The organism is Micromonospora sp. NPDC005707, from assembly GCF_040631005.1.
In the GTDB taxonomy this organism is placed as follows: domain Bacteria; phylum Actinomycetota; class Actinomycetes; order Mycobacteriales; family Micromonosporaceae; genus Micromonospora.
Genome location: NZ_JBEXYR010000004.1, coordinates 335,328 through 359,952, shown reverse-complemented (window position 1 = coordinate 359,952; position 24,625 = coordinate 335,328). Strand labels below are relative to the sequence as shown.

General features: G+C 73.1%; 29 protein-coding genes and 1 tRNA gene. 16 read left to right on the top strand and 14 right to left on the bottom strand.

Annotation, left to right across the window (positions count from 1 at the left end; all coding sequences use genetic code 11):
* Positions 1–45: 45 nt before the first annotated feature.
* Positions 46–264, bottom strand: a complete 219-nt coding sequence (locus ABZ452_RS09600; RefSeq protein WP_357940740.1) for a hypothetical protein — start codon at positions 262–264, stop codon at positions 46–48.
* Between the two features lie 162 nt (positions 265–426).
* Here ABZ452_RS09600 and ABZ452_RS09595 point away from each other — a divergent pair, with 162 nt between their 5' ends.
* From ABZ452_RS09595 to ABZ452_RS09575, 5 genes are all read left to right on the top strand, one after another.
* Entirely contained in the window at positions 427–1,083 is a 657-nt protein-coding gene (locus ABZ452_RS09595) for a 4'-phosphopantetheinyl transferase superfamily protein (protein WP_357940738.1), read from the top strand.
* A gap of 75 nt (positions 1,084–1,158) precedes the next feature.
* Complete coding sequence (locus ABZ452_RS09590) at positions 1,159–2,235, top strand: hypothetical protein (RefSeq protein ID WP_357940736.1); 1,077 nt, start codon at positions 1,159–1,161, stop codon at positions 2,233–2,235.
* A 107-nt stretch (positions 2,236–2,342) separates the two neighbouring features.
* Positions 2,343–3,056 (top strand): VOC family protein, encoded by a 714-nt coding sequence (locus tag ABZ452_RS09585; RefSeq protein WP_357940734.1) that lies wholly within the window; start codon positions 2,343–2,345, stop codon positions 3,054–3,056.
* 84 nt (positions 3,057–3,140) lie between these two features.
* On the top strand, positions 3,141–3,332 hold the full coding sequence (locus ABZ452_RS09580) for a general stress protein CsbD (protein WP_357940732.1): 192 nt from the start codon (positions 3,141–3,143) through the stop codon (positions 3,330–3,332).
* 200 nt (positions 3,333–3,532) lie between these two features.
* Positions 3,533–4,336, top strand: a complete 804-nt coding sequence (locus ABZ452_RS09575; RefSeq protein ID WP_357940730.1) for a G5 domain-containing protein — start codon at positions 3,533–3,535, stop codon at positions 4,334–4,336.
* 79 nt (positions 4,337–4,415) lie between these two features.
* On the opposite strand, the gene ABZ452_RS09570 is transcribed toward ABZ452_RS09575, so the two are convergent.
* The gene (locus ABZ452_RS09570; RefSeq protein ID WP_357940728.1) at positions 4,416–5,594 is read right to left on the bottom strand and encodes a low temperature requirement protein A; all 1,179 of its coding nucleotides are present in this window, start codon (positions 5,592–5,594) and stop codon (positions 4,416–4,418) included.
* Positions 5,595–5,735: 141 nt separating this feature from the next.
* Between ABZ452_RS09570 and ABZ452_RS09565 the strand changes: the two genes are divergently transcribed.
* The gene (locus tag ABZ452_RS09565; RefSeq protein ID WP_357940726.1) at positions 5,736–6,200 is read left to right on the top strand and encodes a DUF1579 family protein; all 465 of its coding nucleotides are present in this window, start codon (positions 5,736–5,738) and stop codon (positions 6,198–6,200) included.
* Positions 6,201–6,239: 39 nt separating this feature from the next.
* On the opposite strand, the gene ABZ452_RS09560 is transcribed toward ABZ452_RS09565, so the two are convergent.
* Positions 6,240–6,584, bottom strand: a complete 345-nt coding sequence (locus ABZ452_RS09560) for a VOC family protein (protein ID WP_357940724.1) — start codon at positions 6,582–6,584, stop codon at positions 6,240–6,242.
* A gap of 182 nt (positions 6,585–6,766) precedes the next feature.
* Between ABZ452_RS09560 and ABZ452_RS09555 the strand changes: the two genes are divergently transcribed.
* Both ABZ452_RS09555 and ABZ452_RS09550 read left to right on the top strand, forming a co-directional pair.
* Entirely contained in the window at positions 6,767–7,288 is a 522-nt protein-coding gene (locus tag ABZ452_RS09555) for a SigE family RNA polymerase sigma factor (protein ID WP_357940722.1), read from the top strand.
* Positions 7,285–8,580, top strand: a complete 1,296-nt coding sequence (locus ABZ452_RS09550; protein ID WP_357940720.1) for a hypothetical protein — start codon at positions 7,285–7,287, stop codon at positions 8,578–8,580. Before ABZ452_RS09555 ends, ABZ452_RS09550 begins: the two co-directional genes overlap by 4 nt.
* 90 nt (positions 8,581–8,670) lie before the next feature.
* Here ABZ452_RS09550 and ABZ452_RS09545 read toward each other — a convergent pair whose 3' ends face one another.
* The gene (locus tag ABZ452_RS09545; protein ID WP_357940718.1) at positions 8,671–9,819 is read right to left on the bottom strand and encodes a hypothetical protein; all 1,149 of its coding nucleotides are present in this window, start codon (positions 9,817–9,819) and stop codon (positions 8,671–8,673) included.
* Positions 9,816–10,322 (bottom strand): SigE family RNA polymerase sigma factor, encoded by a 507-nt coding sequence (locus tag ABZ452_RS09540; protein ID WP_357940716.1) that lies wholly within the window; start codon positions 10,320–10,322, stop codon positions 9,816–9,818. Before ABZ452_RS09540 ends, ABZ452_RS09545 begins: the two co-directional genes overlap by 4 nt.
* Positions 10,323–10,660: 338 nt before the next feature.
* Between ABZ452_RS09540 and ABZ452_RS09535 the strand changes: the two genes are divergently transcribed.
* Both ABZ452_RS09535 and ABZ452_RS09530 read left to right on the top strand, forming a co-directional pair.
* The gene (locus tag ABZ452_RS09535; RefSeq protein WP_357940714.1) at positions 10,661–11,017 is read left to right on the top strand and encodes a PadR family transcriptional regulator; all 357 of its coding nucleotides are present in this window, start codon (positions 10,661–10,663) and stop codon (positions 11,015–11,017) included.
* On the top strand, positions 11,014–11,928 hold the full coding sequence (locus ABZ452_RS09530; protein WP_357940711.1) for a hypothetical protein: 915 nt from the start codon (positions 11,014–11,016) through the stop codon (positions 11,926–11,928). Before ABZ452_RS09535 ends, ABZ452_RS09530 begins: the two co-directional genes overlap by 4 nt.
* Before the next feature lie 672 nt (positions 11,929–12,600).
* Here the strand turns inward: ABZ452_RS09530 and ABZ452_RS09525 are convergent.
* From ABZ452_RS09525 to ABZ452_RS09495, 7 genes are all read right to left on the bottom strand, one after another.
* Positions 12,601–12,677: transfer RNA gene (locus ABZ452_RS09525), tRNA-Ala, on the bottom strand.
* Positions 12,678–12,843: 166 nt separating this feature from the next.
* On the bottom strand, positions 12,844–13,395 hold the full coding sequence (locus tag ABZ452_RS09520; protein ID WP_357940709.1) for a dihydrofolate reductase family protein: 552 nt from the start codon (positions 13,393–13,395) through the stop codon (positions 12,844–12,846).
* Positions 13,396–13,488: 93 nt separating this feature from the next.
* Positions 13,489–14,271, bottom strand: coding sequence for a hypothetical protein (locus ABZ452_RS09515; RefSeq protein WP_357940707.1), 783 nt, complete (start codon positions 14,269–14,271; stop codon positions 13,489–13,491).
* A 178-nt stretch (positions 14,272–14,449) separates the two neighbouring features.
* Positions 14,450–15,094, bottom strand: a complete 645-nt coding sequence (locus ABZ452_RS09510; RefSeq protein WP_357940705.1) for a GNAT family protein — start codon at positions 15,092–15,094, stop codon at positions 14,450–14,452.
* 52 nt (positions 15,095–15,146) lie between these two features.
* The gene (glp, locus tag ABZ452_RS09505; RefSeq protein WP_151464315.1) at positions 15,147–16,460 is read right to left on the bottom strand and encodes a gephyrin-like molybdotransferase Glp; all 1,314 of its coding nucleotides are present in this window, start codon (positions 16,458–16,460) and stop codon (positions 15,147–15,149) included.
* Positions 16,457–17,452, bottom strand: a complete 996-nt coding sequence (locus ABZ452_RS09500; protein ID WP_357940703.1) for a UTP--glucose-1-phosphate uridylyltransferase — start codon at positions 17,450–17,452, stop codon at positions 16,457–16,459. The genes glp and ABZ452_RS09500 overlap by 4 nt, the downstream gene beginning before the upstream one ends.
* Positions 17,453–17,461: 9 nt before the next feature.
* Positions 17,462–19,681 carry a diguanylate cyclase gene (locus tag ABZ452_RS09495; protein ID WP_357940701.1) on the bottom strand — a complete coding sequence of 740 codons (2,220 nt, stop codon included), beginning with the start codon at positions 19,679–19,681 and terminating at the stop codon, positions 17,462–17,464.
* A gap of 82 nt (positions 19,682–19,763) precedes the next feature.
* Here ABZ452_RS09495 and ABZ452_RS09490 point away from each other — a divergent pair, with 82 nt between their 5' ends.
* The 3 genes from ABZ452_RS09490 to ABZ452_RS09480 all read left to right on the top strand — a co-directional run bounded on the left by ABZ452_RS09490 (position 19,764) and on the right by ABZ452_RS09480 (position 21,609).
* Positions 19,764–20,411 (top strand): 5-formyltetrahydrofolate cyclo-ligase, encoded by a 648-nt coding sequence (locus ABZ452_RS09490; protein ID WP_357940699.1) that lies wholly within the window; start codon positions 19,764–19,766, stop codon positions 20,409–20,411.
* 63 nt (positions 20,412–20,474) lie between these two features.
* Positions 20,475–20,852 (top strand): FmdB family zinc ribbon protein, encoded by a 378-nt coding sequence (locus ABZ452_RS09485; protein WP_357941065.1) that lies wholly within the window; start codon positions 20,475–20,477, stop codon positions 20,850–20,852.
* A gap of 220 nt (positions 20,853–21,072) precedes the next feature.
* The gene (locus ABZ452_RS09480; protein ID WP_357940697.1) at positions 21,073–21,609 is read left to right on the top strand and encodes a flagellar biosynthesis protein FlgA; all 537 of its coding nucleotides are present in this window, start codon (positions 21,073–21,075) and stop codon (positions 21,607–21,609) included.
* A gap of 10 nt (positions 21,610–21,619) precedes the next feature.
* Here ABZ452_RS09480 and ABZ452_RS09475 read toward each other — a convergent pair whose 3' ends face one another.
* On the bottom strand, positions 21,620–21,805 hold the full coding sequence (locus ABZ452_RS09475) for a hypothetical protein (RefSeq protein WP_355053696.1): 186 nt from the start codon (positions 21,803–21,805) through the stop codon (positions 21,620–21,622).
* A gap of 135 nt (positions 21,806–21,940) precedes the next feature.
* Between ABZ452_RS09475 and ABZ452_RS09470 the strand changes: the two genes are divergently transcribed.
* On the top strand, positions 21,941–22,582 hold the full coding sequence (locus ABZ452_RS09470) for a hypothetical protein (RefSeq protein ID WP_357940695.1): 642 nt from the start codon (positions 21,941–21,943) through the stop codon (positions 22,580–22,582).
* Between the two features lie 42 nt (positions 22,583–22,624).
* Here ABZ452_RS09470 and ABZ452_RS09465 read toward each other — a convergent pair whose 3' ends face one another.
* A complete protein-coding gene (locus ABZ452_RS09465) occupies positions 22,625–23,107 on the bottom strand; it encodes a DUF2231 domain-containing protein (protein WP_357940693.1) in 483 nt (160 codons plus the stop codon).
* Positions 23,108–23,281: 174 nt separating this feature from the next.
* Between ABZ452_RS09465 and ABZ452_RS09460 the strand changes: the two genes are divergently transcribed.
* Entirely contained in the window at positions 23,282–23,710 is a 429-nt protein-coding gene (locus tag ABZ452_RS09460; RefSeq protein ID WP_262286943.1) for a Fur family transcriptional regulator, read from the top strand.
* A gap of 63 nt (positions 23,711–23,773) precedes the next feature.
* Entirely contained in the window at positions 23,774–24,625 is an 852-nt protein-coding gene (locus ABZ452_RS09455; RefSeq protein WP_357940689.1) for an oxygenase MpaB family protein, read from the top strand.

Below are 24,625 nucleotides of genomic sequence, written 5' to 3'. Positions count from 1 at the left end.
CGGTGGCCGCCGCGTCGGGTGCGGGGCGGCCACCGGAAGCGGGGGTCACGGGTGGCGTGGGCCGCGCGGCACCCAGCCGATGAACCGGTCCTGGAGCGAGGTGTCCGGAGCGGCGCGAAGGTCCTGCGTGGCGGCCGCCAGGCAGGAGCCGAGATAGACGCTCAACGAGGCGCGGTCCACCTGGTACTCGTCCAGCAGTTGCCGGCGTTTGGTGACACAGGGCCAGTCCTCGCCGCAGGAACCGCAGGTCCAGTCGGGGGTCACGGGGGCGTGCTCGCCCGGTCGTGATTCCGACGCCTTCGCACCAGGCGTCATCGGCCGTTCCTCTCGTCGATGGACATGTGTGTGTGGACGGTGCCTCCCGCAATGACCCAACAGCGTTCGGGAACGCACCGGCGTTACACGGTTGCGGTACGTTTCGGCGTCATGCGGGACCTGCTGCCGCCCGAGGTCGCCGTGGCGGTGGCCGCCGCCGCGGACTGGACCGGCGTGCTGCTCCCGGCCGAGCGGGCCTGCCTGGGCGAGCGTGCCGTGACCGGCCGCCGCCGGGACTTCACCGCCGGCCGGGTGTGCGCCCGCCGGGCGCTGGCCGGGCTCGGGCTGCCGGCCACACCGGTGCCCGCGGGAACCGACCGCGCCCCGGTCTGGCCGGCCGGCGTGGTCGGCGCCATCACCCACACCCGGGGCTACTGCGCGGCCGCCGCCGCCCGCGTCGCAGAGATTCGCGCGGTGGGCATCGACGCCGAGGGCCACCGGGAACTTCCCACCGGGGTACGCCGGAAGGTCTGCCTGCCCGAGGAGGAGGCGCAGCTGGCCCGGCTGCCCGGCGGGGTGGCCTGGTCGGTCGTGCTGTTCAGCGTCAAGGAGACCGTCTACAAGGTCTGGCACCCGCTCGTCGGGACCTGGCTGGACTTCTCCGACGCCCGGGTCACGCTCGACCCCGAGGCGGGCACGTTCACCGCCCGCATCGCGCCGGCCCGGCTCGCCGCCGCCCCGCTGACCGATCCGCCGTCATCGATAGCCGGTCGGTTCGCGGTGGACACCGATCTGGTGCGCACCGCCGCCGTTCTGGTAGCCGGGTGAGGGCCTGACGGTCGCGTTGCGGTCGGCTTGTACCGTCGTCCCGACTGACGATCCCGAAGGTGCCCAAGGAGTACGGTGAGCCACCCTCAGCCTCCGTTCGGACCGCAGGACCCGAACCAGCAGCCTCAGGAACCGCCGACCCAGGCGTTCCCCACCGCGCCCATGCCGCCGGTGCCCGGCAGCCCGCAGGCGCCGCAGCCGCCGGTCTCGGGCGCGCCGCAGCCGCCGACCTCGGGTGCCCCGTACCCGCCGCAGCCGCCGACCTCCGGCGCGCCGTACCCGCCGCCGGGTGGCGGGTACCCGCCCGCCCCGGAGTCCCCGTACGCGCCGCCGCCGACCTCGGGTGCGCCGTACGCGCCGTACCCGCCGACGTCGGGCGCGCCGTACCCGCCGCCCGGTGCGCCGCAGCCGCCGTACCCGGCCGCGGGGGCCGCGTTCCCCCCGCCGCCCGGGCAGTACCCGCCGCCGGGTGAGGTCTACCCGCCGACCGGGCCGTACCCGCCCGCGCCCGGGCAGTTCGGCCCGCCGGCCAAGAAATCCAACAAGAACGTCTGGATCACCGTCGGCATCGTCGTGGCCGTCATGCTGCTGCTCTGCTGCGGCGGCGGCATCTTCGCCATCTACAGCGGCGCGCAGAAGACCAAGGACGCGATCGACAGCCTGCCCACCCCCGGGGTCACCTACAGCAACCCGGTCGACGACACCCCGACCGACGGCACCTCGGCGACGCCGGAGCCGGGCCGGACCGACAGCGAGACCTTCAACATGCCGTCGGGCGACAAGCTGATCGTCAACGACGACGACGGCACCGTCGAGATCACGGTCGGCAACTTCCGCACCAAGGACAAGGCCTGCCAGGAGTTCATGCCGGGGCCGAAGAACGGCATGTACCTGATCGCCGATGTGACCGCCGAGGTCACCAAGGGCACCGGCTCGATCAACCCGTTCTTCTTCAAGTGGGTCGGCACCGACGGCACCGAGGAGAGCGGCGTCGGCGGCGCCTTCTCCGGCTGCGGCAAGCTGATGGGCTCGGGCAACAACCTGCCCAGCGGCAGCAAGCGCACCGGGCAGCTCATCTTCGACGTCAAGAACAACAGCGGCACGGTGGAGTACCAGCACCACCTGCGTACCGCGGGCTCCTGGAAGCCGTAACGACTTCCACGGCGTCAGCGAGGGGTCGGTCCCGGTAGGGGCCGGCCCCTCATCCGTTCGGACATTTCCATGTGCGAACGCCGCCGTCGCCCCGCTAGGAAGAACGGATGGCCCACGAGACGACCATCCCGCTGTTGCCGTGCCGTTCCCTGGACGACGTGGCGCCCTTCTACCGCGCCCTCGGCTTCCAGGTCGGCTACCGGCAGGCGCGACCCAACCCGTACCTCGCCCTGCACCGCGAGGATCTCCACCTGCACTTCTTCGGGATGCCCGAGTTCGACCCCGCGGACTCGTACGGCTCCTGCCTGGTCCTGGTGGACGACATCGTGGCGATCCACCGCGACTTCGCCGCCGGCATGCGCGCGGCCTACGGCAAGGTGCTCGTCTCCGGGGTGCCGCGGATGACCCGGCCGCGGGTGCGGAAGAACCAGGACGGGCACACCGGCTTCAGCATCGTCGACCCCGGCGGCAACTGGATCCGGTTCGTGGCCCGCGGCACCCCCTCGGTCGCCGACGAACCGACCGGGCGGCTGGCCCGGACGCTGGAGAACGCGGTGGTGCAGGCGGACTCGCGCGGCGACCACCGGCAGGCCGCCCGGATCCTCGACGCGGCGCTGTCCCGGCCGGACGCCGCCGACGACCCGGTCGTCCACGTCGAGGCACTGGTCTACCGGGCCGAACTGGCTCTGGTCCTGGACGAGCCGGCGGCCGCCCGGGAGCTGCTGGAGCGGGCGGGAACCGTGCCGCTGAGCGAGGACGGCCGGGAGCGGCTGGCCGACACGCTGCGGCACGCGGCGGACCTGGCCGCGACCACCGACTGACCACCCCGGGTTTCAGTCCCCGTCAGCCGGGGACGCCGCTGGCGGAGGGGTGCTGACGGCGCCCACGGCGACAGGGGAGGCGGCATGAGCGTCGAACGGGCGAAGGACGACCTTGAGGATCTGGCCGGCCCGGCCCGGGCGCGGTTGGGCGACCTGACCCGGGACGAACGGTCCGAGGCGGACGAGGTGCGGCGCGAGGACGAGATCCGGGGCAGGCGGCCCGGTGAGCACGTCCAGCAGGACGCCCGGGATGCGCGGGACGACTTCACCGCTTGAGGCCGGCGTCCCGCCATCGGTCGCCGGTGGGACCGGAACCGGGCTGACCAGCGTTGCCCGCCGGCCAGGTGGATGATCACCACTCGTCGCTCCGGGCAACCATTCGCGACCTTCCGATATGACAGGCGGTCGAGGTGTCGGCACGGAGGGTGGCCGATTAGCCGCTAGCAATTGTTGCGGCTGAAAGCACACTGAGAGGCGTGACGTACCCACCCCCGCAGGACCCGTGGCGCGGGCAGGCGCCCCCGCCTCCGCCGCCCCCGCAGCCGACCGCCGAATTCGGCACGGTCCCGCCGTACCCGGTGGCGCAGAACCCCGCCATGTCGGCGCAGCGGTCGTGGTGGCGCCGGCTCTCCCGCGGGGCGCAGGTCGCCATCGTGACGGCGGGCGTCCTGGTGCTCTGCTGCTGCGGCGGCGTCGCCATCGGCGCGGTTGCCGACACTCCGGCGAACACCGGCAAGAAGGACGCCGCCCCGGCCACCTCCGCGCCGAGCGGCGGCGAGGCCGCCGCTCCCGCTCCGGCCGTGGTCGATGTCGCCACCCCGTCCGCGGCGGCGAGCCCGACCGAGGCGGCGCCGAGCGAATCACCGTCGCCGCAGGTGGAGACCCGGACCGTCACGGCGACCGAGAAGATCGCCTACTCGACCAGGACGGTCAAGGACTCCTCGCTGGCCAAGGGCACGAAGAAGATCCGGACCCGCGGCGTGGCCGGCGTCCGGACCCTCACGTACCAGGTGACCGTCACCGACGGGGTGGAGACCGGGAAGAAGCTGGTGCGGTCGGTGGTCACGAAGGCGCCGGTCACGCAGGTGGTCGCCGTGGGAACCAAGCAGACGCGACAGTGCGACTCGAACTACAGCGGCGCCTGCGTGCCGATCGCCAGCGACGTCGACTGCGCGGGCGGCAGCGGCAACGGTCCCGCGTACGTCGTCGGTCCGGTCCGGGTGGTGGGCAGCGACATCTACGACCTGGACCGCGACGGCGACGGGATCGCCTGCGACTGAGGCCGGGACCGCCGGGCGCGGCAGTGCGCCCGGCGGCCGTAGCTCGGGCCGGCGCTCGTGCGGCCCCGCTCCGGTTCCGCTAGGGCGGCGGTGAGGGCGCCTCTTCGGGGTTTCTGCGCTCGCGCACCGCGTCCCACACCGCCACCCCGGCGAGGACGACGGTGGCGGCAGCGGCGGCGAGCAGCGGCGGGCGGTGCAGCAGCGCCGGCGTCACGGCGGCGAGCGCGAGCAGCCCGACCACCCGGGACGGGGACAGCCGGGCGAACACCTCGTACTCCATGCGGGACCGCCCGGCGAGGAAGAGCCCCGGCCCGCCGAGGAGGACCGCGAGCCAGAGCGGATCCTGGTGTCCACGCGGTTCCCGGATGACCAGCGCGTAGCCGACGCCGGCGGCCAGGATGCCCGTCACGATGACGAGTTGCGTGTAGTACCCGGACTTGCCGAGCTTGTCGGGGCGAGCGGCGACCTCGACGGCGGCGGAGAACACCGCCCCCGCCCGATGGAAGTAGATCCGCCACGTCAGCACCGCCGTGGCGAAGGACAGCACGCTCGGCGCCACCCGGTCCGGCGTGAACGCCTCGGCGAACGTCGCACCCGTGAGCAGGATGGTCTCGCCGATCGTGATGACGATGAGCTGCTGGTAGCGCTCCGCGAGGTGCTCGCCCGCGAGGCGCCAGTCCTCGGCTCCGGTCCGGCCGAGCTTCGGCACGGGCCAGCCGAACACGAGTCCCGCGTAGTCGATGGCGACGGCCACCGTCCAGAGCGCCCCGCGCGCCGGGCTCTGCGGGAACAGCGCCGCTCCGGCGATCCACGGCACCGCGGACATCGTGGCCCACCACAGGTGCCGCGCCGGGCTGTGCCGCTCGACGTCCCGGCGCGCGATCAGCAGGATGACGGGCTTGCCGGCCTGGATGGCGACGTACGTGATCGCGAAGAGCAGCCCTCGCGCACCGAACGCGTGCGGCAGGGTCACCGCGATGATCATGCTGCCGAACATGGTCCAGACGATCAGCAACTGGGTCACCGGTTGTTGGGGTTCGACCCGGCTGGTCACCCATGCCGCGTGGACCCAGACCATCCACAGTGCCAGCAGCAGGAGCACCGTCTGACCGACCTCGGGCAGGACGACCTGACGGTCGGTGGTGAAGTCCTCGATCAGGCGCTGGGAGAATCGGGTCAGCACGAAGACGAAGACCAGGTCGAGGAGCAGTTCCCCCTCCCGGCCCCGCAACAGTCCGCGCCAGCCACCGATCGACATCTACCGCCCGCGCCCCTGTCCGCTTTGCGCCGGTTTCACGCAGTCGTACCACGGTGGCAGGGCGGCTGACGGCGATCCGCGTAACCGCGCGGCGCAGTGCGCCGGCGGTCGGGGGTGTCGCCTCGCCCCTATGGTGGGCGGATGATCCTCGCCGACTTCGCCGGGTCCTGGGCCGGCACCAACGGGTTCCGGCTGATGCCCCCTGACCCGCTCGCCGAGTCGCCGGCCACGGTCACCGTGACGACGGCGGCCGGTGGTCACCTGACCTCGATCGCCTACTCCTGGACGCACCCGGACGACGGGCCGCAGGACGGCCTGATCGTCGTCGGGGCCGGCGACCGGGAGGGCTCGCTGGTGGCCGTCTGGGGCGACTCGTGGCACCAGCAACCGACGCCCATGTCGTTGACCGGCGGCCCGGGCACGGGCGCGACGTTCGAGCTGGCGGGCGAGTACGGCGGCGGTTGGGCGTGGCGGATCGTGTTCGACGCCGCCGACGGCGAGCACCTGCGCATGCGGATGGACAACGTGATCCCCGCCGACCACGCCACGACCGAGATGCCGGGCGGGCCGTACCCGGTCATGGTGACCGACGTACGCCGGGCCTGAGGAGCGGGCCGTGGTCCGCGCGAGGCGCGGGCCGGCCCGTCAGATCGCGACCGGGTGACGCGGTTCGTAGAGACCCAGCTCGCCGCCACCGGGCAGCCGCAGCGCGGTGCGCAGCCCCCACCGCTCCTCGGTGACCGGGATCGTGAACTCGACGCCCTTCGCGGCCAGGTCGGCCATCGTCGCCGCGACGTCGTCGCACATGAGGAAGAGCTCGTGGGCCGGCTCGCCGTCGGTCGGGTGCATGGCGAGCTCGGCCGGCGGGAGCTTGAAGATGAGCCAGCCATGGCCGGCGTCGACGTGGTGGTAGCCGAGCGTGTCCCGGAAGAAGGCGCGGTCCCCTTCCGGGTCCCGGCTGTAGATGATCACGTGAGCGCCATTGATCATTCACCGACCATAGTGCCGAGTTCGACGGGGCGCCGCCGATCCCGCCAGAAGCGCGAAAGGTGCTCCCCGACGGACGGAGTTCTGCTGTGGCCGCTCGCCGGCCTCGTCGAGCAAGTTGCCGGACCGGTAAACCTCGCCGGCCGATCCGGTGTCTTGCTGATTGACGAAGGCCGGGAGGTCAGATGAGGGATTCGCGTGGAGCGGAGTTCGACGACTTCGTTCGCACACGGTCGATGGCGCTGCTACGGGTTGCCTTTCTGCTGACCGGGAATCGGCATGCGGCGGAGGACCTGCTTCAGGAGGTGCTGGAGCAGGTGTACGTGCGTTGGCGTCGGGTGCGCGGCAGCCCGGAGGCGTACGCGCGCCGCGCGTTGGTGAATCGGTCGATAAACCGCTGGCGCTGGCGTTCCCGGCGGCCCGAGCAGGCCCTGGGCGACCACGACGGGGTGGCCCGGGACCATGCCGACGCCGTGGCTCTCCGCGAGCTGGTCGTCGGGGCGGTACGGGCCTTGCCGCCCCGGCAGCGGGCCGCGGTCGTCTTCCGTTATCTGGAGGATCTGCCGATCGCCGACGTTGCGGCGGCGATGGGCTGTTCCGAGGGCGCCGTGAAAAGTCACGCCGCGCGCGGATTGGCTCGCCTGCGGGAGGCACTGGCCGAACCGAGCCTCGTCATGCCCATCACTGATTCTGGGAGCTCGCGATGACTTTGAACGACAGTGACGTGCGCGACGTCTTGCATCGCGCGACGGATCATCTGGTCGGTCCGCCGGGTCTGCTTGACGAGGTGCGCCGGGGTGGGCGCCGACGGGTGGTGCGGCGCCGGGCCGTGTTGGCGGCCGTCTGCGCGGCCGTGGTGGCGGTGCCCGTGGGCGGGCTTCAACTGGCGGGCGACGGAGGCGAGGGGCAGGTCGCCTCGCCGCTGCTCGACGAGCCCACTCGCGGTGATCTGGCCGGCGACGAAGGGTACCTGCGGCAGGTCCGCGACGCGTGGCAGCGCCGCCTGAAGCAGGACGGAGAGCAGATGCGCGGCGAGCCGCACATCGTCTGGGCGGGAAGTACGCCCGCTGGTCCGGCCGCCTACATCGCCCACCGCACCCTCCACAACCCGGTCGCCAGCTCGGAAGGCGACCGGGTGATCGCGACGGCGGCGTTCGTCGAACCCACCGCTGACGGGCCGCGTGTCACGACCCGGGAGCAGGTCACCGATGCCGGCACGGATGGCATCTCGCAGGCCGCGCTGCTCGGACCACGACGCGACCTGCTGCTCGTACTCGACTTCGGGCGGCCGGTCGAGTTCTCGCCGGAGCTCAGGTACCTGCCCGACGGCAAAGTCAGCCGCAGCTTCCAGCGGGTGACGTTTCGAGACGGTGCAGCCGTGCTGACGGTGCCGCCACAGCTCACGAAGATCACCGTCGCGATTTCCAGGACCCCGGTCAGCCGGGAGAACATGGTTCACATCACCAATGACGGGCCGATTCTTTTTCCCGACGGCAAGGACCGGCCGAGACCACAACAGGTCCGCCACACGTTGCCCGGCGCGGAGAAGGTGTGGGTGGGCGACCCCAGTGCCAAGAAGGTGAGCGCGCCGGCTGAGGCTCTCGCGGAATACATCGACTCGGCAGGCGTGCACACGAGCGACGGGTCTCCCCTCCTGTGGGTCTACGGGGCAACCCCGGACGGCCGGCTGCTCCTCGTGGAAACCATCCAGTACGACGACGACCCGGCCCGCGTCATCGCACTGCTCGCCCCCAGGTACCTCCCCTTCAAGGCGGTCGCCAGCACCGTTGCGGACTGGCGAGCACCGTTGCCCGTACGACTGCGACTGCCTGACAACCAGGGCATCCTGGTGGCCGCCGAGGGGGCAGCGCTGAGCTACCGGGTCGGCGATGGCAGCTGGCAGGACGCCGGCCGGAACGCCGCACTTCTACCCGCCAACGCCACCGAGGTGCGCGGCGACGCCGGCGGATCCGTCACCACCGTCCCCGCCACGCCCTGAGCCAGCTCGCGCCCACCGCACGGCAACGGGCCGGGCTGGCGGTCACCGACCAGCCCGGCGGACCGTTCACCGCGGCCGGACCATTTCGGGTCAGCTGGCGGCGCCAGGAGCGAGACCGACCCGCCAACCGGGCACGGTGAAGCTGTCGGCGATGACCGTGACCGTCACCCGTTGGCCGGTCCGGACGGGCACCTTGAACTTGGGCGGCAGGTCGTATTCGGACGCCAGCGCGCCACCCGTCCAGCATTCGCCGGTCCAGTCGTAGAACGCTCGCCGCTCGACCTCCTTTCCGTCGACCAACACGCGGATCCGGCCGGGCGCCACGGCGCAGATGTAGATGTCCAGCTGCAACGGCATGGCCAGGTCGAGCCGGTGGGATCCGTTCGGGGATGCTGCGGTGCGGGCGTCGAGCTGACCGAGTTGGTCCGGGAAGGGCTGCCCAGGATTGCCCGTTGCCAGCTTCCCGACGGTGTCCAGTTCGACCAGCTCCGCGGGCCGGGGCGGCATCGGGAACTGCTCGAACGGCACCGGTGTGTAGACGCCGACCGCCATCGTTCCGGTGAGGTGTGTGGGGTCACCCGGTCGCGCATCCGCGTTGTGGGCGGCGAGCGGCTTACCGATCTTCACAGTGACCGTCACCGGCTTCCCCGCACGCACTCCGAGGTCACTCCACCGCCGATAGTGCCCGTTCATCCCGGCGTCGACCAGGACCGGGCCGGGCAGCAGTGAAGATCCGCAGTCAGCGGTGCCGATCACGGTCTTGCTGACCGTGACCTGGATCAGGTGGTCGGGTCGGCCGTTGGCCGAGCCTGCCGCCAGGCGGTCATCGCACTTGATGCCCAGCTGGAAATCCGCGGCATCGGGGGTGAAGGTGAGGGTGATGCTCGGCTGCCGCGGCAGGGTCATCTCACGCGCCAGGATTCGGCGATGCCCGCGGAGATACTCGGGCAGCAGTTCGCCGGCGGGTGGAGGAGCCGGGCTCGCCGTGCCGGTTGGCGGCGGGGTTGCCGAGGACATGCTCGCCAGAGGCGACGGTGTGGAGCCGACGGGCTGACGTGTGACCAGGCCGACCGATGTCGCAGTGGTCGCCACCAGTACGGCGGCGGCGACGCCCACGGCGCGGACCCGCCGCTGCCGGGCGATGCGACGGTGCAGCATGCCCACGCGGTCCACGCTGGTCGGAATTTCAGCGCTCTGCGTCGTCAGGAGACGGCGTAGGCGCTCCTCTTCGACGGTCAATGAATGAGCTCCTTCTGGTCTCGGCTGTCGACCAACGCGGGGTGCGTGCGCAGCTTCGCCAAGCCCTTGCTGGCCTGGCTCTTGACAGTGCCGACGCTGATGCCGAGCGTCTCGGCGATCTGCGCCTCGGTGAGGTCCTCGAAGTAGCGCAGGACGAGGACCGCCCGCTGCCGTCGCGGGAGCTCGGCGAGCAGCCGCCACAACGCATCCCGCTCGACGTACTCCGTCATCCGGTCGGCCGCCTCGACGCGCTCGGGCAGCGCCTGCGGAATCTCGCCGGTCCAGCGACGACGGCGCCAGGAGATGAAGGTGTTGACGATGGTCCGCCGGACATAAGCGTCGGGGTCGCCGTGCACCCGGGGCCACGCGAACCAGACCTTGACCAGGGCGGTCTGCAGCAGGTCCTCGGCCGCTGCCCAGTCGCCGGTCAGCAGGTAGGCGACGCGCAGCAGTCGGGGCGATCGGTCGACCACAAATTGGTCGTATTCGGTTCGGTCGGCCAACCGTCCTCCTCCGTCGAGCCTGCCCCTCATCTACGCGTTGACTCGATGTGACGGTTGCCCGGCGTCGGGGCTGCATTGTTGTTGCGAGCGCTCTCATCCAGCTGGCGCGCCTGCTTCACCCGCAAGATCGGCGACGTCCTGGCCGACGGTGAGCCTGCCGACGCTTGCCAACGTCTGCCGGCATTGGGTGCCCTCAGTTGTACCCGATCTGCACTAGATGATCTTTAACGGCGGCCAAGCTCCTCGGCGCGGTCGCGGGCCGCCAGCCCCCTCCGCGTCGCCGCCGTCGGCACATCAAGTCTTGACCCATGCGTCGATCATCTGCTTATGTCGACGGCATGACCGGATCCTTCGCGTCGATGCGCGAACCCACCTACTTCATCTTGGCCGCGTTGCAGGACGAACCCTTGCACGGCTACGCGATCGTCAAGCGGGCGCAGGAGTTGTCCGACGGGCGGGTACGCCTCACGACGGGCACCCTCTACGCCGCGCTGGACCGGCTCACTCGTGAAGAGATGGTGCGGGTGGCCCAGGAGGCGGTGGTCAACGGCCGTGCCCGCCGTACCTACGAGCTGACTCAGCGAGGTATGTCCGCGCTGAGTGCGGAAGCGCAGCGGATGGCTGCGGCGGCGAGCGTCGTTCGTGATCGTTCCGTCCGCTCGACGCCTGCGGCGGGTTGGGTGGTGCCGGCATGACCGAGCTGGAGCGCCGCTACCGGTGGCTGTTGCGGGCCTACCCCCGCGCCTACCGGCAGTATCGGGCCGACGAGATGCTCGAAACCCTGCTTGTCACGGCTGACAACCCGCGGCGGCCGAGCCTTCGAGAAGCGGTGGCGCTCGTGGTCGGAGGGCTGCGCGCCCGCACCGGTGTCGACCGTCTCGGCTCGCGCTCGGCGCTGGGCTACTCCTTGCTGCGGCTGTCCGCGCTGTCCCTGCTCGTGTACGGCCTGACGCAGCGGGCCGGAGGCCCGATCGGGGTCTTGGTGACGATGCTGTCGGAGGGCCCATACAACCCCGGCGGATGGTGGTTCATCGTCATTCCGGCGCTGCTGACCATCGCGCTCTTCGCTGCGGCGTGGGGTAGCTACCGGCTGGCATTCGCTGCGGCGATCTTGACCGTGGCCGCGCAACATTTGTCGGCGAATGGGTGGGACCTATCGTTCTGGTTCTCGTCGGTTTATGACCTCCAGGACGCGATGCTTCCCGAGTTTTGGCCAGCGCCGCTGGCTTCGCTGGCGTTGCTGCGACTGCTCGGCGCACCCCGAACGCCCGTGGCCCGACCGTGGGCCTGGCCCGTCCTCGGGGCACTGGCAGTCGTCGCTTTGGCGCCGAGCCCGATCAACGGCTGGTTGGACGCACCACTGATGTCCCTGTGCGCGTTCGCCGCACTGGCCGTCATCACCGCGCCGGTCGATGCACGGATGCCCATCGTCGCCTCGGTGCTTCTCCTGGCGCCGGCCTTGGCACAAGCCACCTATCTGCTCGGTTCCAAACAAGCGGGGTGGCCACTAGATATCTCCATCACCGCGATCCTTGTTCTCGCGGCAGTCATGGTGACCACGCTTGCGGCCGGCACAATCGCAGGCCGCCGCCAAGCCCGCATCTAGATACGGGAGCGCCCCCGCCACCACTTCACGTGGACAGCCGGAAGCCGACCCGGCCGCGCGGGGCTGCTCGTCCAGATCGCGCACAGTCAGTCGGCGATCGCGGCGAACGACGACGCGCCAGGACCGCCAGCGCACTCAGCGCCGTGATCGAGCTGTCCACGATCTGCTCACGACGAGTCGCGACGGGCTGGCTTCAGCCGAACCGCAGGATCAACGACAGCGGTCCCTGATCAGCATTTCTGCTGGTCAGGGGCCGCTGGTGCTCCCGGTGGCGGGTAGAGGATTCGAGCCCCTGTAGCTTTCGCGACGGATTTCCCCTCCGCTGCGTCTTCCCGCCATCCCGGAGTGCCCGAGGACCTCGCGGAGGCACGGTCCTTGTATCGATCAACCGGGTAGCCCCGGATCTGCCAGCAATCATGGCGGCTCGGGGCATCGTCGTATGTCGCGCCGTCGGCGGGCTATCAACGACGCGCTGGCGGCCGAAGGCCAGACCTACGTTCATTGGTGGCCGAAGAAAGATCGCCGCCGCAACATCATCATCAGCAGCAGCGCGCTCCGAGACGCGAGCACCAAGCGCCACCACTCCCCGACGACCCCGGAGCAGCGCTGATTTGTACCGGATGTGTACCCGCCGATCTTGGTCGGCGCGTACTCCCAGATCAACGGTGTTACTGGTGGAGCTGAGGGGATTTGAACCCCTGACCCCCTCGATGCGAACGAGGTGCGCTACCGGTCTGCGCCACAGCCCCTCCGCTGGCGTACCAGCGTAGGTCCCACCCGGCATTCACCGGGCGGGCCGGCGCCAAGGCTAACAGGTCCGGCGGTCCCGACGCGAACCGCCCCACCGGACCAGGAGATCTTGGAGGGAAACGGCCCCCATAGGGGCCGAAACTCTCCAAGATCCCCGAGCCGAGCTCACACCGGCGCGTACGTCAGGTTCAGCACTCCGCTCTTGAAGGTCTCGCTGTTCAGCAGCCGCAGCGGGTACGTCGGCGTGTCCTCGAAGAGCCGCTGGCCGCGCCCCACGGCGATCGGGTGGACCAGCAGCCGCAGCTCGTCGAGCAGGCCGTTGGCGAGCAGCCACCGGACCGTGGTGGCGCCGCCCGACATGGAGATGTCCCCGTCGGCCTGCTCCTTGATCTCCCGCAGCCGCGCCGCGACCCGGTCCGGGTCGCCGGAGATCAGGTGCGAGTTCTGCCAGGTCGTCTCGGTGAGCGTGTTGGACAGCACGTACTTCGGCACCGAGTTGATGAACGACGCGAACTCCATCTCGTCCCCGGACTGGTTGGGCCAGAACTCGGACCACTCCTGGTACTGCGTGCGCCCCATGAGGAACGCCGTGGTCGCCTCCACCCCGCGCCCCACCGTGGCGCCCATCTCGTCGTCGAAGTACGGGAAGTGCCACTGGTCGGGCCGCTCCACGACACCGTCCAGCGAGATGAAGAAGTTCGACACGATCTTGGCCATCACAAGCTCCCTGTCCGCGGCCGGCTCCGCACCGGCCTTCACCAACCCGTCGGACGACCCCCGCCGGATTCGACATCAGCGGCAGGAAAAGTTTCAGGCGCCCCGCCCGCTCTGGTACGGCCGTCCCCGCAGGCCGCCCGCCCGGCGGTAGGAGACCGAGCCGCCGCTCGCCGCGGGCGGCAGGTCCGCGGGCCGGTCCAGCCCCATGGCGGTACGCCGGACCGCCTCCCGCTGGGCGGCCAGCCGGCGCTGCGCCTCGCGCCGGGCCGCGGCGCGCCTCGCCTGCTCGCGGCGCACCTCGGCCTGGCGGGCGGCCAGCCACGCCGCCTCCCGGGCCTCCGCGCGCCGCCGCCGGCGCTCGGTGAGAGCCCGCTGCCGCAGGTGTACGACGTACGCCACGAGGAGGGCGCCGGTGACCGAGACGCTGATCCAGAATCCGGGGCTCACCAGCACCACGCCGATCAGCTCGACGAAGTTGAGCAGCAGCAGTGCGGCGAGCACCCGGCGCCGGCGGTAGACGGCCGAGGTGTGCCGGCGCTTTGCCGGGTGCCGTCGGCGGGACTTCGCGGGGGTGGGCGGCACCGAGCGGAGCCGGCCCGACCGCCGCCGCGCGGGCGGCGCCGACACCGGACGGGCGAGACCGCCCGTGTCGGAATCTTCACTGAGAGTGATGACGAGGGAGCGCGGCGGGTGCACCGGCCGCCGTCCGGGCACGGTGCGACGCCGACGGCGGCGCTGGAGCACCCGGGCCGTCGACTGCGCCCGCTCCGCCACCAGCCGCTCGGTGGCGTCGTACCGGCGGACCAGCGCCGGCGCGAGGGCGAGCAGACCGGCGGCGGCGAGGACGGCGAGGAGCACCGAGGTCGGCACCCTCACCCCTCCCGTCACCAAGTTCGGGGCGAGCGCCACACGACCGCAACTTCTTCCGTCGCCCGTCGTTTATGGCGCAGATCGTGCGGGCAGGCAGCGCTTGCCACAGCTTGCAGTTACTTGAGGTTACGGGCCGCCGACCGACTTCACGGTGCGCCGCGCCGGGCGTGGCGGCGGGGAGCCTTCAACCGCGGTTGTCACGTACGCGGTGCCAGCGGGCCAGCAGCCCGCCCTCGGCGACCACTTCCTCACTGGTCATCGCATATCCGATGTGGTCCCGCCACGCGCCGTCGATGTGCATGTAGCGCACGTGGAAGGCCTCCTCGCGGAAGCCGAGCTTCTCCACCACCCGGCGGGACGGCTGGTTCTCCGGCCGGATGTTCACCTCGATGCGGTGCAGCCCGCCAGGGCCGAACGCGTGGTCGACGGCCAGGGCCACGGCGGTGGGCATGACCCCGCGACCGGCCACGCGGGAGTCCACCCAGTAGCCCACGTAGCCGGAGCAGAACGCGCGCCGCACGATGCTGCCCACGTTGAGGTGGCCGACGAGCCGTTCCTCGCCGTCCTCGCGCAGGCAGACCGCGAACGGCATGCCGTCGCCGGTCCGCGCGGACCGGCGCTGGTCGGCGTGGACGTAGCGGAACGCGGCCGGCGAGTTCATCTCGTCCCAGCTGCCCGGCAGGTGGGACTCCCAGGGGGACAGCCAGGCCCGGTTGGCCCGCCGGATCTCCGACCAGCTCGTCGCGTCGGACCGCCGGTACGGCCGCAGCACCACGGGACCGTCCATCAACACCGCCGGCCATCCCGGCTGCCGCCCGAGCCAGCTCACCGAGCCGGCCTTCCGTTCGGGACCGCGGGGCTCGCCGGCTCAGTCCCCGCGGTCACCGACGCCGGTCCAGCAGGAGGACGTCCACAGTCGAGCCCGCGGCCGCGGTGGTGACCCGCTCGCCGAGGACGAGCAGGCCGTTCGCCTCGGCCAGGCCGGAGAGGGTGAACGGCCCACCGGCGAGCGGCTGCACGGTGTAGCCGCCGCCGCGCCGCTCGGCGACGTGCGCGGGACGGAACTCACGCAGCCCCACCGGGGACGAGACCGTCTCCAGCAGGTGCGCCCGGACGCTGGGCCGGAACACCGGCTCGGCGCCGGCCAGCAACTGGATGGCCGGGCGGGCCAGCACCTCGAAGCCGATCAGTGCCGCGCCGGGCTCACCGGGAAGACACACCACCGGCACCTCCTCGGCGCCGACCGTACCGAATCCGAGGGCCGTTCCGGGATAGAGGGCCACCTCTGTGAAGGTGACCGGCCCGGCCCGGCCGCCCTCCCGGCGGGACAGGATCCGGCGGACCATGTCGCCGGGGCCGGTGCCGGTGCCACCGGTCGTGATGATCAGGTCGGCGCGCAGGGTCTGGTCCTCCAGCAGGCCGCGCAGCGCCTCGGGGTCGTCGTCGCAGATCCCGACCCGGTACGCCAGCGCGCCCGCCTCGGCCGCGGCGGCGGTCAGCGCGTGCGAGTTGGTGTCCACCACCTGGCCCGGCTGGCTGCCCCGGCCCACGTCGACCAGCTCGTCGCCGGTGGCCACGATGACCACCCGCGGGCTGGGCCGGACCACCACGTGCCCGATGCCGGTGGCGGCGAAGACCGCGACCAGGGCGGGCGAGACGTACGTGCCGGCGCGGGCGAGCAGGGTGCCGGCGGGCAGCTCCTCACCGGCGCGGCGGACGCCGTAACCCCGCTTGGGGGCGCGGAAGATCTCCACCGCGGCCATGCCCTGGTCGGTCCACTCGACGGGGACCACCACGTCGGCGCCCACGGGCAGCGGGGCGCCCGCCGCCACCGAGAAGCAGGAGCCGGGGGTGAGCCGGACCGGGCGCCAGCTCGCCGCGCCCAGGTCGCCGACCACGTTCAGCCGGATGCTGCGGCCACCGGGGATACCGGAGGGGGCCGGGACGTAGCCCGGCCCCCGGCTCCCTCCGGAGATGTCCTCCCAGCGCGCGGCGTACCCGTCCACCGCCGCCTGGTCGAAGGCGGGGAACGAGTGCGGCGCGACCACGTCCTCGGCGAGGACGTTGCCGTACGCCTGGGTGAGGTCGAGGTCGAGCGGAGGCAGCGCGCGTAACCTGCGCAGCACGCTGCCCAGGTAGTCGGCGAGCGGCGTCAACTCGTTCGCGGCCGCCTCGGCGTCGGCCGTCGCGGTCATGTACCGGCACCGCCGGACTGGTCGCGCATGCCGTTCAGGACCGCCGCGGTGACCGTCTCGTCGCCGTTGTTGACGAACTCGGTCAGCCACTTGCGGAACTCGGCGCCCAGGTCCTCGCGCTCGACGGCGATCTGCACCACGGTCTGGAGGTAGCCGAGCGGCTGGCCGGTGTCGTAGCGGGTGCCCCGGTAGACGATGGCGTGCACCGGCACCCCCTCGTTGCGCAGGATCTCCATGGCGTCGGTCAGCTGGATCTCCCCGCCGCTGCCCGGCTCGGTGCGCCGGATCGCGTCGAAGATCTTCCCGGGGAGCACGTAGCGGCCGAGGACGGCGAGGTTGCTCGGCGCGTCCTCCGGCTTCGGCTTCTCCACCATGCCGGTGACCCTGACGACCTCGGCGAGGTCGCCGAACTCGGGCCCGGCCGGCTCGACCGAGGCGATGCCGTAGCGCGAGGTCTCGGACGGGTCGACCTCGAAGAACGCCAGCACGATGCCGCCGGTGCGGGCCTGGAGGTCCAGCATGGCCGGCAGCAGCGGCTCGTCCATCTTGACGAACTCGTCGCCGAGCAGCACCGCGAAGGGCGCGTCGCCGACGTGCGACTCGGCGTAGCCGACGGCGTGGCCGAGGCCGAGCTGCTCGGGCTGCCGGCAGGTGTAGATCTCGGCCAGGTCCTCGGTGCGCTTGACGGCGGCCAGCAGCTCGGGCTTGTTCTCCAGCCGCTCCTCCAGGTCGGGCCGGCGGTCGAAGTGGTCCACCATGGCCGTCTTGCCGCGCCCGGTGATCAGCAGCACGTCGTTGAGCCCGGCCTGGGTGGCCTCCTCGACGATGTACTGGAGCACCGGCCGGTCGACGACCGGCAGCAACTCCTTGGGGACGGCTTTCGTGGCCGGCAGGAACCGGGTGGCCAGGCCGGCGGCCGGGATGACGGCCTTGACGGCGCGGGAGCGACCGGTCGCGGCGGTCGCTGAGGGGTTCGCTGAGTGCTCCGACATGTCGCGAGACTATCGGCCACGGCTCTGCCGCGGCGGGTGAGGACCGGAAGACGCGCCGCCCTGTGCCGCCGCCGCGGCGTCCCCGGCGCCGGCCCGGGGCAGTCCGTCGGGCGGGCTGGCCGCCGCGACCACCACGGGGATCTCCTGGGTGGGCACCGGGTCGGGGGCCCGCGCCAGCCGGTAGCCGTCGCGGCCGGCGGCCTTGGCCGCGTAGAGCGCGTCGTCGGCGGCGTCGAGAACCTGCTGCCCGCCGGCCGCGTGGTCGGGGTAGACGGCGATGCCGATGGACACGGTCACCGGCACCCGGACGGGCTCCCCCGCGTGCCCGTCCACCGGCACCGGCTGGTCCCGGACCACCGCGCCGAGCCGCTCGGCGACGATCGTCGCGCCCCGGGCGTCGGTCTCCGGCAGCAGCACCACGAACTCCTCGCCGCCCTGCCGGAACGCGAGGTCGACCTCGCGGATCTCGCCGCGTACCCGGCGGGCGAACTCGACCAGCACCGCGTCCCCGGCGGCGTGTCCCCAGGTGTCGTTGACGTGCTTGAACCGGTCCAGGTCGAGGGCGAGCACGCTGAGCATCCGGCCGAAGCGGTTGGCCCGCTCCACCTCGCGCCGGATCGACTCGCGCAGGTAGCGGTAGTTCCACAGCCCGGTGAGCGGGTCGGTCAGCGAGAGCCGCTGCGCCTCCTCGTGCACCCGGACGTTCTCCACCGCCACCGCGGCGTGCCCGGCGAACGTCCGCAGGGTGACCAGATCGTCGTCGTCGAACTCGTCCGCGCCGAGCCGGTCGTAGAGGGCCAGGACGCCGAGCGCCCCGGACGACGACTCCGGGTCACGGCGCGCCGAGCCGTCGGAGCCCGCGTCGGCGTCGGCCGGGGGATGCCCGGGCCGGTCCGGACGCGGTTCCGCGCCGCGGGGCGCGGCGAAGGGCACCGCCACGTACGTCTCGCAGGACGGCTCCCCGGTCGGCTCGCCGTCCACCGGCTCCCACCGGCCGCGCAGCGGCTCCCCCGTGGCGGCCACCGTGCCGAGCACCCCGGCGCCGACCGGCACCCGCAGCGTGGCCGGGTCGGCCGGGTCCTCGGTCGGCCAGCGCCCGTCCAGCCCCTCGACGCACTGGCCGACCAGCGCGCCGTCCCCGTCGAGCAGCAGCACGGCGCCGGCGCGGGCGCCGGTGGCGGCGATCGCGCTGTGCAGGATCACCCGCAGGATGCGTTGCAGGTCGTGGGTGCTGGCCAGGGTGTCGCCGAGCACGGTCAGATGGCCGCGGAGCTGGTCCCGGCTGCTGGTCAGGGCGGCCACGTAGCTGCCGGTCTCCCGGGTCATCCGGTTGAACGCGCCCGCCAGTCGCCCGATCTCGTCGCGGCTGCGGATGGGCACCCGGGTGCTGAGGTCGCCGCCCGCCACCCGGTCCACGGCGCCCGCCAGCTCGACCAGGGGCCGGGTGGTCACCCGGGCCAGCCGCCAGGCCGCCACCACGGCCAGCAGGGCGGCCAGCACCACGGCGCCGACCAGGGCGGCGTAGAGCCCGGGCGGGCGCTCCCCCGGCACCGAGAGCACCAGCGGCAGCGGCTGGCCGGGGGTGGGACCGACCCGGCGCACGTACCGGCCGTCGGTGGTCCCGGCCACCCGATCCCCGTCCGCCTGGCGGGCGGCGGCCAGCACCGCTGCGCGTACCTCCCGGTCCTCGGTCGTGTGGGTGATCCGGCCCGGGTCGTCGAGGAGGGTGACCCCGGCCCCGGTCACCGCGGCGAGCCGCGCCACGAACGCCGGGTCGACGGGCTGCGCGGCGGCGACCGTGCCCAGGTCGGCGCCGGCCGGGTCACGGAGCCGGACCCGGGCGGCGAGCGCGCGGACCGGCCCGGCCGTCGCGCCGCCGGCGCAGTCCTGCCAGGGCCCGGCCGGGCCGCCGGCCGTGGCGTAGCTGGTCCGGCCGGTCGGGTCGGCGATCAGCACGGCGGCGGCCAGTCCGCGGCCGACCACCTGGTCGGCCGCGCGGGAGCGGGCGGCCGGATCGGTCACCAGCGCGACCGCGTCGGCCGCCGCGCGGAGCTGTTGGCAGAGGGCGTCGACGGAGGTGCGCACCCCGGCGGCGGCCACACCCAGCCGCTCGGCGGCCCGGCCGCGGTCGACGGCGCTCAGGGTGGACCCGACGAAGAAGGCGCCGAGCAGGACGGGGCCGAGCACCACGGTGAGGAAGGCCGCCGTCAACCGCCCGCGTAGCGTCAAGCTTCCCCCCGGAAGTACCGCGCCCCTCCTGCGATGCTGACACAGAGCGACCGGGAGACAAGCGTTGCGTCAGGAGTGTTGCGTGCCGGAATTTTCTGATGGAGCGGATGTGACCAAGCGGGACCTGCGGATCGCGCTGCTCGCCCACCGCCGGTCGCTGCCGCCACCGCGCCGGGCGGAGGCGGCGGCGTCCGTCCAGGCCGGGCTGGTCGCTCTGGTACGCCGGCTGCGGCCGGCCCGGATGACCGCGTACGTGCCGGTCGGCTCCGAGCCGGGCGGCAGCGACCTGCCCAGGGTGCTGCGGGCGGCGCTGCCGCCGGAGGCCGAGCTGCTGCTGCCGGTGCTCCTCGACGACCTCGACCTGGACTGGGCCGCCTACACCGACCCGGAGTCGCTGCGGGCCGCCGGCCGGGGCCTGCGCGAGCCGACCGGCCCGCCGCTGGGGAGCGCGGCGGTGGCCGGGGCCGACCTCGTGGTGGTGCCGGCGCTGGCGGTGGACCGCCGGGGCTTCCGGCTGGGCCGGGGCGGCGGCTCGTACGACCGGGCGCTGGCCCGGGTGCCCGCCACGGTCCCCACGGTGGCGCTGCTGCACGACGGGGAGCTGGTGGAGGCCGTTCCGGCGCAGGCACACGACCGGCCGGTGGGCTTCGTGATCACACCCGCGGAGGGGCTGGTGGCCGTGCCGGATGTGGCCCAAGGCGCTTCCGCTGGACGAACCCGGGTTCCATGACGCACCATTGGCACTCGAATCCGTCGAGTGCCAACCCGGCCGTGCCAAGATCCGGAGGAGAACGTGCCCACGTACCAGTACGCCTGCACCGCGTGCGGCCACCAGCTCGAGGCGGTGCAGTCCTTCTCCGACGCGCCGCTGACCGAGTGCCCGGCGTGTGAGGGGCGGCTGCGCAAGGTCTTCAACTCGGTCGGCATCGTGTTCAAGGGCTCCGGCTTCTACCGCACGGACTCCCGTTCGTCCGGTTCCGAGAGCAGCACGAGCACCGCGAGCAAGCCGGCCAAGTCCGAGTCGTCGACCAGCGGCTCGTCCGACAGCTCGTCGTCCGGGTCGGGCAAGGGCTCGTCCGCGGCGTCGTCCGGCTCGTCGTCCGGCTCGTCGTCCGGCTCGTCCTCCGGTTCGTCGGCCAGCAAGGCTCCGGCGGCCAGCAGCTCGTCCTGACGCTTCTTCGTCCCCGAAAAGTGGTCATCCCGCGCGGATGGCCACTTTTCGCGTTTCCCGGGGGCCTATCCGGCCGGTGGTCCGTTTCCCAGGAGTTCCCCGGCGGCTTGTCCACAGGCCGGCCGGTTTTCCACAGGTGAGCCGGCGGGGACGGCGGGGGCTGCCGTCGGCCGCTTAGCCTGCCCGCGTACCGGACGGATCGGATGGCGGGAGGGCGCTGGTGGCGGGTGGGGAGGCATCGCTGCGACCGGTGCGCTGGCGCGGTCTGCCGCGGGGGCGGACGCTGCTCCGGGTGGCGCTGGTCGCGGTGCTGCTCGGGCTGGCCGCGGCCGTCCTGCAGACCCCGGGCGGCTGCCCGCCGGGCGCGGTCCCGGCCGTCGCGCCCAGCCCGACCGGCGGTGTTCCGGCAGGTGGCGGGACCCCGCAAGGCGGTGGCGCCCCGGCCGGCGGTGATCGTCGCGCGGCTGCCCTGCCGCTGCCCGCCGGGGCGGTCGGGGTGCCGGTCCGGCTCGCCGAACCGGCCGCGCTGGCGGTGCTCCGCCCGGGCGCCCGGGTGGACCTGCTGGTCGTCCCGGCCGGCGGAGCGGCGGGCGCGGCCACCCTGCTCGCCCCGCGGGCGTTGGTCCTCGACGTGGTGGGTGCGGCCGGGGCGGTCGACGGCTCCTCGGCGCTCTACCTGGCGCTCCGCCCGGACCAGGCACAGCGCGCGGTCGGCCTGCCCGAGGGCAGCCGCTTCGCCGTGGTCGTACGCGAATGACCGGCGGGGCTCAGTCCCAGTGCGGCGGGCGCTCGGCGAGCAGCCAGTCGTCGTTGCCGGAGGAGCGCTCGCCCCACCCGCGGTCGGTGTCGTCGGTGGTCTGCTCGGGCAGCACCACGAGATCTTCGCTGAGGTCGACCACGCGGTCGTCGTCGCCGCGCGGGACACGGATGCCGGGATCGCTCACGAGCGGCAAGGATACCGCCGCGAGCGGAACAGTTCGACCGCTCGGGCGTGCATCGTCCGCCAGGTCGTCGAGCGTCAACGCCGGGCACCGTGGCCCGCCGAGTCGGGCGGCCGACCCGCCGGCGCGTTGGTAGCGTCGGACGGCGTGACGACGCCGAGCGGTGGCAGCCCCGAGGACGAGATCTGGCGACGCCCGGACGAGCCGGCCGACGCCGCCCCGACGCCCGGCGCGGACCAGCCCGGTCCGCCGGACCCAACGGCCGGCCCGGCCCCGACTCACGGCGCCGAGCAGCCCGGTCCGGCCGGTGAGCCCGGCCGGCGCCCCGGCCCGGCGGCCGAGAGCGACCAGCCCGGCGGCGCCCCGGAGGCCAGCCCCTGGTCGCGCGCCGGCCACACGGACAGCCCGTGGGCGAGGCCCGGCCAGGGCGGCGGCTCGGGCGGGTCGGCCGGGGCGAGCGGCGGCTGGGGCGGGCAGGCCGGTTCGAGCGGCGGCCAGGCGGGCCCGGCCGGTGGTTGGCCGCGGCAGCCCGCGCCGGCCGGTGGCTGGGGACCCGGGGGCGCGCCGGCCGGGTATGCGGGCCCGCCGCCGACCGTCCCGCCGCCGCCCGGGTGGCGGCCGCCCGTGCACGTGCAGCCGACACCGCCGCGCCGGCTGCCACCGCAGGACATGGCCACCATGGATCAGGCCGAGGGGCAGTCCCAGCGGCTCACCTACGGCATCGGCGCCGTCGTCGGCGTCGTGCTGGTGCTGCTCACCTGCCTGCTCTGCTCGCGCCTGCTCTTCTGAGCCGGCCGGGCGCCTCGTCCGAGGCGGCCCGGCCGATCCCGGTCAGACGATGCCGCTCCACACCATCTTGGCGCCGCTGTCACCGGTCAGGTAGACGTAGATGAGCGCGAAGACGGCGAGCACGATGACGATGGCGGTGAGCACCAGGGACAGCCAGCGGGGCAGGTCGCGGGTGCGGGGGAGGCCGCTGGTCACCAGCAGCAGCAGGAGCGCCGCCACGGCCAGCCCGACGGTGAACCAGAACAGGTTCTCGCCGTACTCGGAGTGCTCGTGGATCTTCTGCAGGCCCTCGGGCGGGTAGCCGCGGCCGCGCAGCACCTCCTCCAGCGCCTCGCCGGACTCGGTCGCCACCCAGGTGACGATCGGGGTGAGCACGGCGAGGACCGCCACCGCCCAGCCCATCCGGGGCCGCCAGCGGGGCAGCACCCCGTAGGCGACGGAGAGCAACGCCAGCAGCGGCACCAGCACCACCGCGGCGTGAATGACCAGGACGTGGCCCGGCAGACCGTTGACTTCCCTGAACACCGACACCTCCGGCGAGTGGACGGGATCGCGCGGCCAGCGTACGACGTGATGATCCGCCGTCCCGCTTCCGTACACCCACACACGCACGGGCCACCGGCGCGGTTCACCTGTGGCCCAAACCACCCGCGGTCACGCTCGCTTGTCGGCCCCGAGGCACCGTGCTGTCATGGACGCATGTCCACGGGTGAGGAGCTGCTCCGGTCGAGGGGCCTGCGGGTCACCCGGCCGCGTCTCGCCGTGCTGGACGTGCTCGCCGCCGGCGGTCACCTGGAGGTCGACGAGATCACCCGCCGGGTCCGGGAGCGCCTCGACTCGGTCTCCACCCAGGCCGTCTACGACGTGCTCGGCGCGCTCTCCCGGGCCGGGCTGTCCCGCCGGATCGAGCCGGCCGGCAGCCCCGCCCGCTACGAGGCCCGCGTCGGGGACAACCACCACCACGTGGTGTGCCGGGGCTGCGGCGAGATCGCCGACGTGGACTGCGCCACCGGCAACGCCCCCTGCCTCGATCCGAACGTCGCACACGGCTTCGAGGTCGACGAGGCGGAAGTGACCTTCTGGGGCCTCTGCCCGGCCTGCCAGGCCCGCCGCTCCGCCGACGACTGAGAGCCGGGCCCGTTCGAGCTGGCAGCGATCCCCGCGCCGCGGCCGGCGTGGCACTCTTGGTCGGTGGACTCCGATGACCTCGGCCTGTTCGGTCCGGGATCGGTCACGTGGAAGGTGCACGAGGAGCCGATCCTGATCGTCGCCGGCCTGCGTTCGCTCTACCTCCAGGCGCTGCACCCCCGCGCCATGGCGGGGGTCGCCCAGAACAGCAACTACCGCACGGACGCCTGGGGCCGGCTGGTCCGCACGGCCACCTACGTGGCCACGACGGTCTACGGCACCACCGCCGAGGCGGAGGCGGCCGGCCGGCGGCTGCGCACGCTGCACGCCCGGATGCGGGCCACCGACCCGTTCACCGGCGAGCGCTTCCGGATCGACGACCCCGACCTGCTGCGCTGGGTGCACGTCACCGAGGTCGAGTCGTTCGTGAGCACCGCGCGGCGCGCCGGGCTCGCGCTGACCGACGACGAGGTGGACGGCTACTACACCGAGCAGCGCCGGGCGGCGGCCCTGGTCGGGCTGGACCCGGCCGACGTGCCGGGCACCGCCGCCGAGGTGGCCGACTACTACCGCCGGATCCGGCCGGAGCTGCGGATGACCAGGGAGGCGGCGGAGACGGCGCTGTTCCTGACCGCCCCGCCGATCCCGTGGAAGCTCAGCCTGCCCGTGCGGCTCGGCCTGCACCTAGGCCCGCCGCGCTGGGCGTACCTGGGGATCGCCGGCACCGCGCTGGCGCTGCTGCCGGCCTGGGCCCAGCGGCTGTACGGCGGGCTCGGCCTGCCCACCACCGCGCTCTCGGCGGACCTGAGCGTGCGCGCCCTGCGGCTCGCCCTGGCGGCGGTGCCGCGGCGCTACCGGGAGGGCCCGTTGCAGCAGGCCGCCAAGGAACGCGCCGCCCGCCTCGCGGCGGCCTGA

What these genes read in the sequence shown, in the direction of transcription:
- ABZ452_RS09560 (WP_357940724.1), bottom strand. Translation starts at nt 6,584, where the DNA reads ATGATCAATGGCGCTCACGTGATCATCTACAGCCGGGACCCGGAAGGG.
- ABZ452_RS09570 (WP_357940728.1), bottom strand. Translation starts at nt 5,594, where the DNA reads ATGTCGATCGGTGGCTGGCGCGGACTGTTGCGGGGCCGGGAGGGGGAA.
- ABZ452_RS09460 (WP_262286943.1), top strand. Translation starts at nt 23,282, where the DNA reads ATGTCCACGGGTGAGGAGCTGCTCCGGTCGAGGGGCCTGCGGGTCACC.
- ABZ452_RS09500 (WP_357940703.1), bottom strand. Translation starts at nt 17,452, where the DNA reads ATGTCGGAGCACTCAGCGAACCCCTCAGCGACCGCCGCGACCGGTCGC.
- glp (WP_151464315.1), bottom strand. Translation starts at nt 16,460, where the DNA reads ATGACCGCGACGGCCGACGCCGAGGCGGCCGCGAACGAGTTGACGCCG.
- ABZ452_RS09555 (WP_357940722.1), top strand. Translation starts at nt 6,767, where the DNA reads ATGAGGGATTCGCGTGGAGCGGAGTTCGACGACTTCGTTCGCACACGG.
- ABZ452_RS09520 (WP_357940709.1), bottom strand. Translation starts at nt 13,395, where the DNA reads ATGGCCAAGATCGTGTCGAACTTCTTCATCTCGCTGGACGGTGTCGTG.
- ABZ452_RS09585 (WP_357940734.1), top strand. Translation starts at nt 2,343, where the DNA reads ATGGCCCACGAGACGACCATCCCGCTGTTGCCGTGCCGTTCCCTGGAC.
- ABZ452_RS09580 (WP_357940732.1), top strand. Translation starts at nt 3,141, where the DNA reads ATGAGCGTCGAACGGGCGAAGGACGACCTTGAGGATCTGGCCGGCCCG.
- ABZ452_RS09595 (WP_357940738.1), top strand. Translation starts at nt 427, where the DNA reads ATGCGGGACCTGCTGCCGCCCGAGGTCGCCGTGGCGGTGGCCGCCGCC.
- ABZ452_RS09565 (WP_357940726.1), top strand. Translation starts at nt 5,736, where the DNA reads ATGATCCTCGCCGACTTCGCCGGGTCCTGGGCCGGCACCAACGGGTTC.
- ABZ452_RS09530 (WP_357940711.1), top strand. Translation starts at nt 11,014, where the DNA reads ATGACCGAGCTGGAGCGCCGCTACCGGTGGCTGTTGCGGGCCTACCCC.
- ABZ452_RS09535 (WP_357940714.1), top strand. Translation starts at nt 10,661, where the DNA reads ATGACCGGATCCTTCGCGTCGATGCGCGAACCCACCTACTTCATCTTG.
- ABZ452_RS09550 (WP_357940720.1), top strand. Translation starts at nt 7,285, where the DNA reads ATGACTTTGAACGACAGTGACGTGCGCGACGTCTTGCATCGCGCGACG.